This is a genomic window from Streptosporangium nanhuense (assembly GCF_059358815.1).
Genome location: NZ_JCADBG010000012.1, coordinates 88,523 through 103,061 on the forward strand (window position 1 = coordinate 88,523; position 14,539 = coordinate 103,061).

Below are 14,539 nucleotides of genomic sequence, written 5' to 3' on the forward strand. Positions count from 1 at the left end.
GCTCACAAGGGTTCGGAGAGAGGACGAGAGTCCCCCCGCGACGGCGGGGAACCGGCCGCTCTTTCGCCGGCCCTGGTCATCGCCGTCGCGGGGGGACGCGCCGCGCGACGGGGACGGCGAGGGGCGGCGGGGACGACGGGGACAAGGTCTGCGCCGCCAGAACCGTGGCGGGCGTGCCCGTGACCGCGGTGCGCCACCCGGACGTCGTCCGCGAATCTCTCACGCTCAACGCCCCGTGCGGCACCCATGCCGCCCAGGCGGCGATCGATCGGGCCCGACGCTTTCCGGCGCGGGTGCTCGGCCCTGACAACAGGAGGCAGACATGACAGGTAGACCGGTGACCAAGGCCGCTGTCATCGGCACCGCGCTCGAGTTCTACGACCACGCCCTCTTCGGTCTCGGAGCGGCGATCGTCTTCGACGAACAGTTCTTCCCGGCCGACATGCCCCTCGCGGGCACCCTCGGCTCCTTCGCCGCGTTCGCGGTCGGGTTCCTGGCCCGCCCGATCGGTGGTGTCGTGTTCGCCCACTTCGGCGACCGCGTCGGGCGTAAGCCCATGCTGGTCGTGACGCTGCTGCTCATGGGACTGTCCACGGTCGGCATCGGGCTGCTGCCCACCTACGAGCAAGTAGGCCTGGCGGCGCCCGTTCTGCTCGTGCTGCTCCGGCTGGCGCAGGGTTTCGGCGCGGGAGCCGAGTACGCGGGCGCCCTGGTCCTGGTGGCCGAGACCAGTGCCCCCCGCCGGCGGGGTCTGTGGGCCTCGCTCCCCGGGGCGGGCATCCAGATCGGAATCCTGACCGCCACCCTGGTCTTCACCGCGGTCACGGCGCTGCCGTCGTTCGAGACGTGGGGGTGGCGGTTACCGTTCCTGCTCAGCCTGGTGGGCGTGGGCGTGGGGCTGTCCCTCAGGTTCCGGGTGCCGGAGTCGGAGCTCTTCGAGCGCGAGCGGGCGCGAGGCATGAGCCGTTTCCCGGCGCTGGAGGTCGTCAGAAGGCAGCCGCGGATCCTGCTGATCGCCTTCGCGGCCAACGCCCCCTTCGGTGCGATCGCCTACATCTTCAGTGTTTTCGTGTTGTCATACGTGACCAGGACGCTCGGTCTGCCGGCCACGGTGGGCCTGGTCGCCAAACTGCTCTCCGCCGCGGTGGCGATCGCGGTCACGCCGCTGTTCGGACTGCTCGCCGACCGCGTCGGCCGCCGTCCCGTCTTCCTCGGTACGGCGCTCCTGCTCGCCGTGTTCGCCTTCCCGATGTTCTGGTTGATCGACACCGGCCGCCCCGAGCTGGTGATCCTCGCGGTCGTGCTGGGGTACGGCGTCTGCGTCGCCGGGATGTTCGCCGTACTGGCCTCGCTGCTGACCGAGCTGTTCGACACCCGCCATCGCTACAGCGGCGTCGCGATCGCCCGCGAGTGGACGGCCGCGCTGACCAGCGGCCCCGCCCCGCTCGTGGCGGCGGGCCTGGTCGCGGGCGCCGGCGGCGTGTCCTGGCCCATCGCCCTGCTGGTGGTGGCCTGCTCGGTGCTCGCCTTCACCGCTGTCCTGTTCGCCCCGGAAACCCGCCATCGGAGCCTGACCGAAGCCATGGGCGAACCGGCGATCCGTACAAGTGCAGTCATCTGACGGATTGCCGCCGAGGGCCGCGGATCTAGCGTCGAGCCCGCCGACATCGATCAGAAAGGCCGCGAGATGCCCTACGTGAGCACCACCGACGGCACACAGATCTTCTACAAGGACTGGGGCGACGGTCAGCCCGTCGTCTTCAGTCACGGCTGGCCGCTGAACGCCGACGCCTGGGACAACCAGCTCCACCTGGCCGCCTCCCACGGCTTCCGCGCCATAGCGCACGACCGCCGCGGCCACGGCCGCTCCGGCCAGCCCTGGAACGGCAACGACATGGACACCTACGCCGACGACCTGTCCACCCTCATGGACACGCTCGACCTGCGCGACGCGATCCTGGTCGGTCACTCCACCGGGGGCGGGGAGGTGACCCGCTACATCGGCCGCCACGGCACCTCCCGGGTGAGCAAGGCCGTGTTGCTGGGTGCGGTTCCGCCTCTGATGCTCAAGACCGAGGCCAACCTCGCCGGGTTGCCGATCGAGGTGTTCGACACCATCCGGGGTGGCGTCGAGGCCGACCGCTCCCAGTTCTACAAGGAACTGGCGGTGCCCTTCTACGGCTACGACCGGCCCGGCGTCCAGGTGTCGCAGGGCGTCATCGACGCGTTCTGGCGGTGGAGCATGCAGGTCGGCCTCAAGGGTGCGCTCGACTGCATCAGAGCCTTCTCCGAGACCGACTTCACCGGGGACCTCAGGCGCTTCGACGTCCCCACCCTGATCGCTCACGGCGACGACGATCAGATCGTGCCCGTCGTCGCCTCGGCGCTGGAGAGCTCCAGGCTGGTCAAAGGCTCCGCACTGAAGATCTACGAGGGCGCCCCGCACGGCCTGGCCGGTGCCTTCGAGCGCGAATTCAACGCCGATCTGCTCACCTTTCTGAACGCCTGAAGGAGCACTCCCCATGACCTCTCCGCGCCGTCTGCTGGGCGTCCTCCTCGCGAGCTGTCTTCTCGCCCTCGGCCTGACCCCCGCGCCCGCCACCGCGACCAGCACCGCGACCAGCACCGTGAAGCCGACCGTGGTACTCGTTCACGGCGCGTTCGCCGACGCCTCCGGCTTCAACGACATGATCACCCTGCTGCAGCGGGCCGGATTCCCGGTGATCGCACCGGCCAACCCGCTGCGCGACAGCGCGGGCGACGCCGCCTACATCTCCAGCATCCTGGACACCGTCACCGGTCCGGTGATCCTCGTCGGACACTCCTACGGCGGCGCCGTCATCACCAACGCCGCCCGTGGCCACACCAACATCAAAGCGCTGGTCTATCTGGGAGCCTTCGCGCCCGACGAGGGCGAGAGCGCCCTGCAACTCGCCACCAGCGTGCCCGGCAGTCTGCTCGGCGAAGCGCTCATCCCCCGCGAGTGGACCCTGCCCGACGGATCGCACGGCACCGACGGCTACATCGACCCGGCCAAGTTCCGGCAGGTGTTCGCCGCCGACCTGCCCGAGCACAAGACCCGTCTGATGGCCGCCACCCAGCGTCCGGGCAGCGTCGCCGGACTCTCCGGGCCCAGCGGCGTCCCCGCGTGGAAGACCATCCCGTCCTGGTACCTGATCCCCACCCAGGACAAGGTCATCCCTCCGGCCGTCCAGCGCACCATGGCCAAGCGCGCCGGCAGCCACACCCGGGAGATCCGCTCCTCGCACGTCGTGATGACGTCCCACCCCGCCGCCGCCACCGCGGTGGTCCTGTCCGCCTACGCCGCCACCCGATAGCAGGGGGAACCGACATGAAACCCGACACGATCGTTTTGATCCACGGCTTCTGGGTCACCCCGCGTAGCTGGGAGCACTGGGTCGCCCGTTACGAGGCTCAGGGATTTCGAGTGCTGGCCCCGGCCTATCCGGGTTTCGAGGTGGAGGTGGAGGCGCTCAACGCCGACCCCACCCCGATCGAGAAGGTGACCGTCCCGCAGATCATCGAGAGCCTGGAAACCCTGGTCGGAGGCCTGGAGACGCCGCCCATCCTGATGGGCCACTCCGCGGGCGGCGTGTTCACCCAGATCCTGCTCGACCACGGCTACGGCGCCGCCGGGGTGGCGATCAACTCCGCGCCCACCGAGGGGGTGCAGGTGATCCCGCTTTCGCAGATCCGCGCCACCTTCCCGGTGTTGAAGAACCCCGCCAACCGGCACCGGGCGGTCGGGTTCACCTACGAGCAGTGGAGGTACGCCTTCACCAACACCTTCCCCGAGGACCAGGCGCGGGCGACCTACGAGCGTTACCACATACCCGCCTCCGGCCAGATCTTCTGGGGCAGCGCGCTGGCCAACATCCACCCCGGCAAGGACGACAACCACGTCGACTACCACAACGACGACCGCAGGCCGCTGCTGTTCGTCGCGGGCGAGAACGACCACCTGATGCCGCCCAAGGTCCAGCGCTCCAACGCCAGGCACTACAAGTCCGCCACCGTCACCGAGGTGGTCGAGTATCCCGGCCGCTCCCACCTGATGCCCGCCCAGGACGGCTGGGAGGAGATCGCCGACCACGCCCTCAACTGGGCCCTCGACCACTCCTGACGTCGCCCCCCGGGGGGGACTACCATCCGGCCGTCCCCCCTGGACACTCCGAAGGATCAGCGCATGACGGAAGTCAGGTTCACCCACATCGGCGGCCCCACCGTCCTCATCGAGTTCGAAGGCTGGCGACTGCTGACGGACCCGACCTTCGACCCCCCCGGCCGGACCTACGCGTTCGGCTGGGGAACCTCCTCTCGCAAACTCACCGGCCCCACCCTCCCGCCGGACGCGCTGCCGCCGCCGGACGCCGTCCTGCTCACCCACGACCACCACGGCGACAACCTCGACAACGCCGGGCGCGTTCTGCTGACCACCACCGGGACCACGATCACCACCTCCTCGGGCGCCCGCCGCCTGGGCGGGACCGCCCGCGGGCTCAAGCCCGGGCAGAGCACCCGGCTGGAGGCACCCGGCCGGCCGCCGATCGAGATCACCGCCACCCCCTGCCGGCACGGGCCGCCGCTCAGCCGTCCCGTCGTCGGCGACGTCATCGGCTTCGCCCTGACCTGGCCCGGCCAGACCCACGGCTCGCTCTGGATCACCGGCGACACGGTCTACCATCGTGCGCTCCGCCAGGCCGCCGCCCGGATACGGCCGGGTACGGTCCTGCTGCACCTGGGCGGCGTCGGCTTCCCCCTCACCGGCCCGCTGCGCTACACCATGACCGCGCGCCAGGCCGTACGGCTGTGCGAAGCCATCACCCCGCACACGATCCTGCCGGTCCACTACGAGGGATGGCAGCACTTCCGCCAGGGCCGCGACGGCATCGAACGTGACCTGCTGCGAGCGCCGGAGCGGGTCGGCAGCCGGTTCCACTGGCTGCCCATCGGATCGACGGAACACGTGCGTCTCTAGACACCGGCCTTGCCACCGGGGAAGGCGGCCTTTCCGGCTCCGGCGGCCCGTTGACCTCACCTCCGGGCTCGGGGAGCCGCGCCGCCTGCCAGGAGACCGGCCCCGGCCTGTTCCCCGCCCAGCCGGAGGTGCCGTCAACAAGCGCCCCCGGGTCGGCCGAGCCTAACCCCTGAGGTGGTTGAGGACGCGTTCGAGCAGGTCGGGCCCGGGGCCCGCCGCGGTGACCCGGGGGCGATGGATCCGCACCAGGCCCTCGGACTCCATGTCGGAGACCAGGACGCGGGTGACGCCGAGGGGGACGCTCAGGAGGGCGGATATCTCCGCGATCGAGCGGATGCTGCGGCACAGGTCGCTGATGAAGCGGTACTCCCGGATGTAGGACAGGCCGAGCGGCGTCGTGGTCGTGGTCGCGACCAGCGCCTCCATGGCGAGCTTCGAGCTCGGGACGACCCGCCCCCCGGTCACGGCGTACATCCGGATCAGCGAGCTCTCCTCCTCGGCCGGCTCGTCGTGCTCCGGCTCGTACCCCAGGCGCCCGTCCCGCCGGGCCGCGAGCCCGGGCGGCTCCTCCGGAGCGCCGTAGCCCGGCCGGCCGGCGCCGCGCGCGGGCAGAACCGGGGGTGGCACCGGGCGCCAGCCGTGTCCCGCGGTCCCGGCCGGGAGGCCGTAGCGGGGCGTGTCGTCCCCCTGTTCCTCCCCGGGGGAGGCGTGACCGTGGCCCCGGTTGCCTGCCCGCATCACCGCTCCCTGCCCGGAAGCTCGTTGCGCGCCTTGCGCACGCCCTCCTGGAAGCTCGCCATGCGGCTGCGCATCCGCTCGGGCGAGAGGGCGGGCCTGCCCGGCGCCGGGGACCGGGACGGCCCGGACGACTCAGACGGCCCGGACGACTCAGAAGACTCTGACGGCTCGGGCCGCGTGGGCGGGGTGACCGAGCCGGGGACCAGGTTGGCCCGGGGGGTGCGCCTGGGCAGGCCCGCCTCGGTCGTGCCGCCGAGCACGGGGGCGTTCGCCGCCTGCGCGGCCCGCCAGCCGAGGTCACCGGGCGAGGTCCAGGATTCGGGCTCGGCCCGGGACTCCTCGGGAGCGGAGTCGCCGGAGGCGGAGCTTTCGGAAACGGGACCCGCGTCCGCCTCGGGGCGGGCCGTGCGCGCACCGGGGTCGCGGGAGAGGGCGGCGGCCCGGAACCAGGCGGACTCGACCGCGGCGAAGATCGGCAGGAAGTCGTCCTCCCGCTCCCCCGGACTCCCCGCACCGGTCTCGTCCACCAGGGGGAGGCCGTCGAGGAAACCGGGCGAGCCGTCGAGCGGGCCCCAAGAGGGCTCGGGGGAGCCGGAAGGGGCGTCGAGCGGGCCGGCAAGGCGGTCGAACAGGCCGGGAGGCGGGCGGAGCCGCTCCGCGGGCGGGCTCCACACGCTCCGCTCGGTCGCGTCCGGCCTGACCCGCGAGGGCAGCGGCGCCCGCTCGGCCGTGGGCGCCGCGAGCAGGGGCGTCCTCGACGGGGCCGCGGCATCGGCTACCTGGGGGAACGCGACGTCCGGATCGTCCTCGCCGTCGTCGGGGGTGTGCGGGAACGGTGGGACGGGCGGACCGTCCGCGTCACCGGGGAGCGGGAAGGCGGCCACCCCCGCCGGCAGGCCCACCACGCCCGCGGGAAGGCCGGCCGCGGCCGCCGGCGTCCCGGAGAAGGCGGCCGCGGGCTGCGGGTAGCCGGCCGGCCGGCCCACGATGGGCGGCAGGACGAGAAGCGACTCGGGAATCATGACCATCGCGGTCAGGCCGGAGTCCTGGGGCCGGAGCTGGACGCGGATGCCGTGCTTGAGGGCGAGGCGGCCGATGACGAACAGGCCCATGTGGCGGGCGATCGAGGCGTCGGCGTCCTGCGGGCCGGCCAGGCGCCGGTTGACCTGGGAGAGCTCCTCGGCCGTCATGCCGATGCCCCTGTCGGTCACCGAGACCATCACGCCCCCGTCGTCGATCCGGCTGCTGGACACCGTGACCCTGGTGTCCGGCTTCGAGAACGAGACGGCGTTCTCGACCAGCTCGGCGAGCAGGTGGACCACGTCGCTCACCGCGGGGCCCGCGACGGCGACCTCCGACTGGACCCGGTTCGTCACCCGCTCGTAGTTCTCCACCTCCGACAGCGCGGCCCTGACCACGTCCATCAGCTCGACCGGCTGCCTCCAGCGCCGCGCCACCTCCTGCCCGGCGAGGACGAGCAGGTTCTCGCTGTTGCGGCGCATGCGGGTGGCGAGGTGGTCGAGCTTGAACAGGTCGGCCAGCCGCTGGTCGTCGCGCTCGCCGCGCTCCAGCCGCTCGACCAGGGTGAGCTGGCGTTCCACCAGGCTCTGGCTCCGCCGTGAGAGGTTGACGAACATCGCGTTCACGCTGGTGCGCAGCCTGGCCTCGTCGCCCGCCAGCCGCACGGCCTCCCGGTGGACCTCGTCGAACGCCCTGGCGACCTCGCCGATCTCGTCGCGCGACAGCACCCCGATCGTTGGCACGTCGGCGGCGATCTCTCCCCCGTGCGACTCGCGGACCCGCTGGACGTACGCGGGCAGCCGCTCCCCGGCGACCTCCAGCGCCTCCCTGCGCAGCCGTCTCAGCGGCCTGACCAGCGAGCGGACCACCCCGATGGTGATCACCAGCACGAACGCCAGCAGGGCGGCGACGGCCATGGCGACCATCAGGGCGTGGCCGTGCTCGACGTCGCCGAGCCGCTGGCTGCGCGTCACGATCTCCTGGGCGTGCCGCTCCTCGACCGCGCGCATGTGGCCGATGGTGACGGTGGCCGCGTCGTACCACTCCTTGGCGTCGTCCTCGCGCCTCAGGTCCAGGCCCCTCAGCGGGATGCCGGAGGAGGCGCGGAGCAGGACCAGCTCGCGGATGAGCTCGGCGCGTTCGGCGGCGGGACCGTTGACGGTCTCGTCGAAGAGGCGGCGCTCCCGGCCGCCGACCTCGGCGGCGAAGGTCCTGCGCTCGCCGCGCTCGGTGGAGAGCGCGCCGAGGAACCGCTCCATCTGTCCCTGCTCGAAGCGGCCCGCCACGAGCACCACCGTCAGCAGCGCCCGCTGGAAGGAGAGCGCCTCCTTGGCGCGGGCGAGCGCGTCCAGGGTGACCGCCTGGCCGAACAGGACGTCGTCGGCGCTGCCCTTGCCGAGCTCGTCGTACAGGGAGAGCAGGTCGGCGATGACCAGGGAGTAGGCGGCGATGGCCGCGTCGGGCAGCAGCGCCGAGCGCAGCGCCTGCTCGCGCAGCGGGTACAGGTCCTCCAGGCGGGTGATCGCGGTCTCGACCTCTTCCCTGGTGCGGCCGCTCACCTCCTCGCCGAGCAGCGAGCCGCTCTCGCGGACGCGCGCCGCGGAGCTGTCGACCAGGTCCATCTGGGCCCGCACGTCCTGCACGCCGTCCTTGGGCCGGCCGAGGGCGATGAACCAGGCGGTGTGGTCGCGCTCCTCGGCCAGCTCGTGGGTGAGCGTGCCGATGTGGGCGGAGAGCCGCGCGAGGTCGTTGACCCGCTGGTAGTCTCCCGCCGCGCGTATCGAGGCGAACACCTGGACACCGCCGAGCAGCACCGCGGCGATCGTGGGCACCAGAACGAGCGCGACGAGCCGCCGGCGTACCCGCCAGTTCCGCGGGCGCAGGCCGCTGCCCGCGTCGTGGATCTCGTGTGGACTCACCGGACGCTGCCCTCTCGCGGATGAACCTCTGGCCGAATTTCCCGTGGTTCCCGGCAATTCGAGCACATATCAACCTATGGGGCCAAGCGAACACAGCTCGATAAATGCGTATTCCTGGTGATACGGGGACTGGACCGGAAGCTCTGGATGCGCCCGGAACCCCACTTCCGGCTCTCTGAATACCCTTATTAGGCATTTATCAACCTGTATGACCGTTTGCACCGTTCCATCTCCGAGGGCCGCGAGCCCGCGACGGAAGTGTGGCGGCCCCCGGAGGATGACGACTTTGTGGTTCACGATATTTACGCCATATCTTGACTCCCTACGTCCGTAGCCCGCACCGCACCCCCGGCGTCCCCGGCCCGCCGAATCCGGGTGGCGATCCCTGGAGGAGACCGTGGCCACACCCGGCGACGCCGCGAGCCCGGTTCGCGGCTCCCGCCCGCCCGCCCGCGCCACCTCCCGGCTCCTGGCGTTCGGCGCGGCCGTCGCGCTGCTCCTGCCCCTGCCCGCGTGCACCCGCCAGGAGGAGGCCGCACCGGCTCCCCCGTCCCCCGGGACCGTGAGGATCGCCGTCAACGACTGGGTGGGCTACGAGGCGGGCGCCGCCGTCATCGGCCGCCTGCTGACCCAGGAGCTCGGCTACCGGGTGCAGACGGTGAGGCTCACCCCGCCGCAGTCCTGGGAGGGCCTCGAAAAGGGCACGGTGGACGTGATCGTGGAGAACTGGGGGCGGGAGTCGCTGAAGCGGACCTACATCGAGGAGAAGAAGGTCGCGGTCTCCGCGGGCCGGAGCGGCGCCAGGGGGGTCATCGGCTGGTACGTCCCCCAGTGGATGGCGGACAAGTATCCCGGGATCACCGACTGGCGGCGGCTCAACAGGTACGCCCACCTCTTCAGAACGAATAAGTCCGGCAATTCAGGCCAGCTTCTCGACGGGGACCCCTCCTACGTCACCAACGACGAGGCCCTCGTCCGCAATCTCGGCCTCGACTACCGGGTCGTCTACGCGGGCAGCGAGAAGGCGCTGATCGACGCCGCCAGGCGGGCGACCCGCGACCGGACCCCGCTGTTGATGTACTTCTACGAGCCGCAGTGGCTCTTCACCCAGATCAAGCTGGCGAAGGTCAACCTCCCGCCGTACGCGATCGGCTGCGACGCCGACCCCGCAGCGGTCAGGTGCGACTACCCGCCCTACCTGCTCGACAAGATCGTGAGCAGGCGGTTCGCCGACACCGGCGGCAGGGCCTACGAGCTGGTACGGAACTTCTCCTGGACGAACGAGCAGCAGAACGCGGTGGCGAGCGACATCGCCGGCAACGGCCTCGACCCCGGCCGGGCGGCCCAGAAGTGGATCGACGCCAACAGGATCACCTGGAAGGAGTGGATACCGCACTGACGCGCACCGACCCGCACCGAAACGCCACGCCCGCCGAGCGGTGCCCGCACCGCTTCCGGGGACGGGCCCGCGGAGCGCGGAGCCGTCCCCGGACGGAGGGCGAGGCTACACCGACGTGCCGTAGGCCGTGCGGACCCGCAGCACGTGCTCGACGAGGGTGATCAGCGTGCTCTTGACCGAGTCGCGGGAGCGGGCGTCGGTGCGCACCACGGGGATGTGCGGGGCCAGCGTCAGGGCCTCGCGCACCTCCTCCTCGTGGTGCGGGAACTCGCCGTTCCACCCGTTGACGCCGACCACGAAGGGGAGCTTGGCCTCCTCGAAGTAGTCGATCGCCGGGAAGCCGTCGGCCAGCCGCCGGGTGTCGATCAGGACCACCGCGCCGATCGCGCCGCGGACCAGGTCGTCCCACATGAACCAGAACCGGTGCTGACCCGGCGTACCGAACAGGTACAGGATCAGGTCGCGGTCCAGCGAGAGACGGCCGAAGTCCATCGCGACCGTGGTGGTGCTCTTGTGGGGGGTCAGCCCCAGGTCGTCGATCCCGGCGCTGGCGTCGGTCATCACCGCCTCCGTGGTCAGCGGCACGATCTCCGACACGGCCCCCACGAACGTGGTCTTGCCGACGCCGAACCCACCCGCGACAACGATCTTCGTTGACGTCAGGCCACCCTGGCTAGAGCCTGCGAAGTCCACTGAGAACCCTTTCGAGCATGTTGAGGTCCGGTTGTCCCTCGTTGAGATGCGGCTGATGGATGCGGACGAAGCCCTCGTCGACCATATCCGCCACCAGCACGCGGGCCACGCCGAGCGGCACCCTCAGCAGAGCCGAGATCTCGGCGACCGACCGGTACGAACGGCAGAGCCTGATGATCGCGTCCTGCTCGGGGGTGAGCAGGGCGAGATCCTCCTCCATGATGAAGGAGGAGGAGACCAGCGCCTCCATCGCCATGTGGAAACGGGGCTCCGACCTGCCGCCGGTGACGGCGTACGGACGGAACAGGGGCTCGTCGTCCCCGGTTCCGTCAACCCCGAGCACGAGCCTCTCCCGTGAGGACACCGGGCGTGAGCGCGGTCATCACCGGCCCCGGGAGGACTGCAGCTCGGCGCGGAGCGCCGGGGTGAGCACCTGCCCGGCCCTGTCGACGAGCATGGTCATCTGGTACGCCACCAGCCCCATGTCACAGTCGGGAGAGGCCAGCACGGCGAGCACGGAGCCGTCGCTGATCGCCATGACCAGCAGCAGGCCGCGCTCCATCTCGACCACCGTCTGGGTGACGGCGCCGCCCTCGAACACGCGGGAGGCGCCCACCGTCAGGCTGAGCAGGCCCGCCGAGACGGCGGCGAGCTGGTCGGCCCTGTCGGGGGGGAACCCCTCGGAACTGGCGATCCTCAGCCCGTCGGCCGAGACGCACACCGCGTGCGCGACACCCGGTGTGCCGCGGACGAACTCGGTGATCAACCAGTCGAACCTGCGTGCCTCATGACTCAGGGTCGTCATGAGCCCTCCTCCTCGTCAACCAGGCTTCTGGTGGTGGTATCGACTACTTCGGCACGGCCCCGCCGTACGCCTTGCTGGAAGCTCGACAGACGGTTTCGCACCCTGTCCGGCGACAGTGGGGGCATGGGGGTGGACGGCACGGCGGCGGCCGTGCCGGGTACGAGGTTCGCCTTGGGAGTGCGCTTGGGCAGGCCCGCGGCGGTCACCCCGCCGAGCGCGGGCTCGCTCGCCGCCTGGGCGGCCCGCCACCCGGCGTCGGCGGGGGTGTTCCAGCTGTCCGGCTCGGCCGCCGCCGGCTCTCTCGCCGGCGGCGGGTCGAGGGGCGTCTCGCGGGCCGGCATCCCGGTCGGGGGCGTCGGCTCCTCCCCCCAGGCCGGCTCGTAGGGCTCGTTCCCCGTTTCGGGAGAGGTGCTCCACCCCGGGGCCCCGCCCGCGGTCCCGCCCGCGGCCGGGCTCTCGCCCGGCTCCTCCGCCCGGCGGAACCAGGCGGACTCGATCGAGGCGAAGATCGGCAGGTACTCCTCCTGCTCGGTGTCGAGCGGGGAGACACCCACCGCGGGCATCGCCCCCACCGCCGTGTCCTCGTACGACGACTGGCCCCAGGCGGAGAACTCGGAGGCGGGAGGGCCGCCGTTGCCGTTGACCTGCCGCTTGGGCAGCGGCGGGCCGCTCGCGGCCGGGGCGCCCGAGGGACCCCCCACGACCGGAGGGGCGCCGAACGGCGGGGTGGAGCCGAAGGAGGGCGCGTCCACGGACGCCTGCCCGAACGTCTCCTGCCCGAACACCTCCTGGCCGAACGAGCTCTGCCCGTACGACGCCTGCCCGAAGGGGTTCGACCCGAACGGCGACTGTCCCTGCTCGAACGAGGGGTGGGTGTGCCCCAGCCCGGTCCGGGGCTGCCCGTACGCGGGCTGCTGGACGGGCGGGCCCGCGGCCGCCGGGGCGAAGTGGTTCTGCGAGGGAGGCTGCTCGGCCCCCCAGGAGGGCGTCTGCACCGGCTGGACCGCCTGGACGACGAGCTCCGGCGGGAACAGGACCATCGCGACGAGACCGCCGCCCTCCTGCGGGCGCAGCTGCACCCGGATGCCGTGGCGCAGCGCCAGGCGGCCGACCACGAACAGGCCCATGCGCCGCGACACCGAGACGTCGACGACGGGCGGGTCCGCCAGCCGGCGGTTCGTCTCGACGAGTTCCTCGTGGGTCATGCCGATGCCCGGGTCGCTGACCGCGAGCAGCGCGCCGCCGCCCTCGATCACGCTGCTGGAGACCACGACCTGGCTGGCCCTGGGCGAGAACTGGATGGCGTTCTCCACCAGCTCGGCGACCAGGTGGACGATGTCGTTGGCGGCGCTGCCCGCGACCGAGATGGTGCGGTGCACCTTGACCTGGACCCGCTCGTAGTCCTCGACCTCCGACAGGGAGGCGCGGACGACGTCGACGAGCTTGGCCGGCTGGCTTCGCCTGCGGGTCGGCTCGTGACCGGCGAGGACCAGGAGGTTCTCGGAGTTGCGGCGCATGCGGGTGGCCAGGTGGTCGAGCCTGAACAGGTCGGCCAGGCGGCCGCCGTCCTCCTCGCCCTTCTCCAGGCCGTCGATCAGCGAGATCTGCCGCTCGACCAGGGTCTGCGTGCGCCGCGACAGGTTGACGAACATCGCGCTGATGTTGGAGCGGAGCTCCGACTCCTCCGAGGCCAGGCGCACGGCCTGCCGGTGGACCTCGTCGAAGGCCTTGGCGACCTCACCGATCTCGTCGCTGGTGTCGACCGAGATGGGCTCGACGTCCGGTGCGCGGCTGTCGCCGGAGACCCGGAGGCGCCGCACGATCTCGGGGAGCCGGAAGCTCGCCACCTCCAGCGCCTCGACGCGCAGGCGGCGCAGCGGCGTCACCATCGAGCGGGCGATGAGGACCGTGAGGCCGAGCACCAGCAGGAGCAGGAGCAGGATCAGCCCGGCGGTGATGATCGCGTTGCGCTGCTCGGCGTCCTCCAGGTCCCTGGCCCGGGTGACCACGTCACCGGCGACCTGGGTCTCGACCTTCCGCATCCGGTCGAGGACCACGGTGTTGTCCGAGAACCACTGCTTGACGTCGTTGAAGCTGGACAGCAGCCGCCCGGTGCGCGCCGGGTCGCTGGCGAGCACGATCACCCTGGACTTGATCAGCTCGGCCCGGTGGACCCGCTCGTCGATCAGGGCGGTGACGAGGAGCTGGGCGTTGTCCGGGCTCGCCTCGACGCCGAAGTCCGCCTCGTACTCGTCCATGCGGGAGCGGGAGGCGATGAACTTCTCGACCTCCTGCGGGTTGATCAGCGAGGGCGCGTAGTAGCCGGCCAGCAGCCGGGCGCGCTGCTTGGAGACCTCCTCCTTGGCGTACGCCAGGGCGCTGAGCGCGCGGGTGTTGCCGATGATCTCCGGGTCGTCGCTCACCAGCGTGAGCTCCTCGTGGAGCGTCAGCAGCGGAGCGATCATGGAACTGTACCGTTCCACACGGGCGATGCCCGCCAGGCGGCGCAGCTCGGAAAGGCCGTCCAGCTGGTAGGAAACGTTCCTGGCCGCCTCGACGACCCGGGCTCCGTAGGAGTCGTCGATCGCCTGGACTTCCAGCAGCACCTTCTTGACCAGCGCGTCCACGGTCTTGCGCTGCGCGTCGGAACTCTCCTTCAAACCCTTGTTCGAAGGCTGGAACGACGACCACGCGCCCCGGTCACGTTCCAGGCCGAGTGCCTGGGCCAGGTCGCGGAGACCGCCCGAGTACTCCGCGGCGGCGGCGGTCCGCTGGTATCCGGCCACGCTGTCCACGGAGGCCACCACGCGCGTGCCGGCGAGCACGACGCCCACCGCCGTCGGCACCAGGATCAGGGCTGTCAGGCGCGAACGGACACGCCAGTTTTTCAAGCCGAACCGGGCGGCAGGCCGCTTGCCGCGGTCGGGTGCCGGAGCACCTCCGCTCTCGGATGTCGCCGTAGTCAC

The 14,539-nt window shown here is 71.5% G+C and carries 12 protein-coding genes; 6 read left to right on the forward strand and 6 right to left on the reverse strand.

Going from position 1 to position 14,539, the window contains the following annotated elements:
• The first annotated feature begins 322 nt into the window (after nt 1-322).
• From AC5L38_RS23120 to AC5L38_RS23140, 5 genes are all read left to right on the forward strand, one after another.
• Nucleotides 323-1,621 (forward strand): MFS transporter, encoded by a 1,299-nt coding sequence (locus AC5L38_RS23120; protein ID WP_495244913.1) that lies wholly within the window; start codon nt 323-325, stop codon nt 1,619-1,621.
• Nucleotides 1,622-1,687: 66 nt separating this feature from the next.
• Nucleotides 1,688-2,509 (forward strand): alpha/beta fold hydrolase, encoded by an 822-nt coding sequence (locus tag AC5L38_RS23125; protein ID WP_495244914.1) that lies wholly within the window; start codon nt 1,688-1,690, stop codon nt 2,507-2,509.
• 13 nt (nt 2,510-2,522) lie between these two features.
• The gene (locus tag AC5L38_RS23130; RefSeq protein ID WP_495244915.1) at nt 2,523-3,338 is read left to right on the forward strand and encodes an alpha/beta fold hydrolase; all 816 of its coding nucleotides are present in this window, start codon (nt 2,523-2,525) and stop codon (nt 3,336-3,338) included.
• 14 nt (nt 3,339-3,352) lie between these two features.
• A complete protein-coding gene (locus tag AC5L38_RS23135) occupies nt 3,353-4,144 on the forward strand; it encodes an alpha/beta hydrolase (protein WP_495244916.1) in 792 nt (263 codons plus the stop codon).
• A gap of 63 nt (nt 4,145-4,207) precedes the next feature.
• The gene (locus AC5L38_RS23140; RefSeq protein WP_495244917.1) at nt 4,208-4,999 is read left to right on the forward strand and encodes an MBL fold metallo-hydrolase; all 792 of its coding nucleotides are present in this window, start codon (nt 4,208-4,210) and stop codon (nt 4,997-4,999) included.
• A 162-nt stretch (nt 5,000-5,161) separates the two neighbouring features.
• On the opposite strand, the gene AC5L38_RS23145 is transcribed toward AC5L38_RS23140, so the two are convergent.
• The gene (locus AC5L38_RS23145; RefSeq protein WP_495244918.1) at nt 5,162-5,737 is read right to left on the reverse strand and encodes a DUF742 domain-containing protein; all 576 of its coding nucleotides are present in this window, start codon (nt 5,735-5,737) and stop codon (nt 5,162-5,164) included.
• Nucleotides 5,737-8,676, reverse strand: a complete 2,940-nt coding sequence (locus AC5L38_RS23150) for a sensor histidine kinase (RefSeq protein WP_495244919.1) — start codon at nt 8,674-8,676, stop codon at nt 5,737-5,739. Before AC5L38_RS23150 ends, AC5L38_RS23145 begins: the two co-directional genes overlap by 1 nt.
• 397 nt (nt 8,677-9,073) lie before the next feature.
• On the opposite strand from AC5L38_RS23150, the gene AC5L38_RS23155 reads away from it, so the two are divergent.
• Nucleotides 9,074-10,075 carry an ABC transporter substrate-binding protein gene (locus tag AC5L38_RS23155; RefSeq protein ID WP_495244920.1) on the forward strand — a complete coding sequence of 334 codons (1,002 nt, stop codon included), beginning with the start codon at nt 9,074-9,076 and terminating at the stop codon, nt 10,073-10,075.
• A gap of 105 nt (nt 10,076-10,180) precedes the next feature.
• Here AC5L38_RS23155 and AC5L38_RS23160 read toward each other — a convergent pair whose 3' ends face one another.
• The 4 genes from AC5L38_RS23160 to AC5L38_RS23175 are packed head-to-tail and all read right to left on the reverse strand — an operon-like array spanning nt 10,181 to nt 14,464.
• Nucleotides 10,181-10,768, reverse strand: coding sequence for a GTP-binding protein (locus tag AC5L38_RS23160; RefSeq protein WP_495244921.1), 588 nt, complete (start codon nt 10,766-10,768; stop codon nt 10,181-10,183).
• Entirely contained in the window at nt 10,749-11,111 is a 363-nt protein-coding gene (locus AC5L38_RS23165; RefSeq protein ID WP_495244922.1) for a DUF742 domain-containing protein, read from the reverse strand. The genes AC5L38_RS23160 and AC5L38_RS23165 overlap by 20 nt, the downstream gene beginning before the upstream one ends.
• A 39-nt stretch (nt 11,112-11,150) precedes the next feature.
• Nucleotides 11,151-11,573 carry a roadblock/LC7 domain-containing protein gene (locus tag AC5L38_RS23170; RefSeq protein ID WP_389925295.1) on the reverse strand — a complete coding sequence of 141 codons (423 nt, stop codon included), beginning with the start codon at nt 11,571-11,573 and terminating at the stop codon, nt 11,151-11,153.
• On the reverse strand, nt 11,570-14,464 hold the full coding sequence (locus tag AC5L38_RS23175; RefSeq protein ID WP_495244923.1) for a sensor histidine kinase: 2,895 nt from the start codon (nt 14,462-14,464) through the stop codon (nt 11,570-11,572). Before AC5L38_RS23175 ends, AC5L38_RS23170 begins: the two co-directional genes overlap by 4 nt.
• Between the last annotated feature and the right edge of the window lie 75 nt (nt 14,465-14,539).

Bases quoted from the DNA above. Each gene is read 5' to 3' on its own strand.
- AC5L38_RS23120 (WP_495244913.1), top strand. From the start codon at position 323: ATGACAGGTAGACCGGTGACCAAGGCCGCTGTCATCGGCACCGCGCTC.
- AC5L38_RS23125 (WP_495244914.1), top strand. From the start codon at position 1,688: ATGCCCTACGTGAGCACCACCGACGGCACACAGATCTTCTACAAGGAC.
- AC5L38_RS23130 (WP_495244915.1), top strand. From the start codon at position 2,523: ATGACCTCTCCGCGCCGTCTGCTGGGCGTCCTCCTCGCGAGCTGTCTT.
- AC5L38_RS23135 (WP_495244916.1), top strand. From the start codon at position 3,353: ATGAAACCCGACACGATCGTTTTGATCCACGGCTTCTGGGTCACCCCG.
- AC5L38_RS23140 (WP_495244917.1), top strand. From the start codon at position 4,208: ATGACGGAAGTCAGGTTCACCCACATCGGCGGCCCCACCGTCCTCATC.
- AC5L38_RS23145 (WP_495244918.1), bottom strand. From the start codon at position 5,737: ATGCGGGCAGGCAACCGGGGCCACGGTCACGCCTCCCCCGGGGAGGAA.
- AC5L38_RS23170 (WP_389925295.1), bottom strand. From the start codon at position 11,573: ATGACGACCCTGAGTCATGAGGCACGCAGGTTCGACTGGTTGATCACC.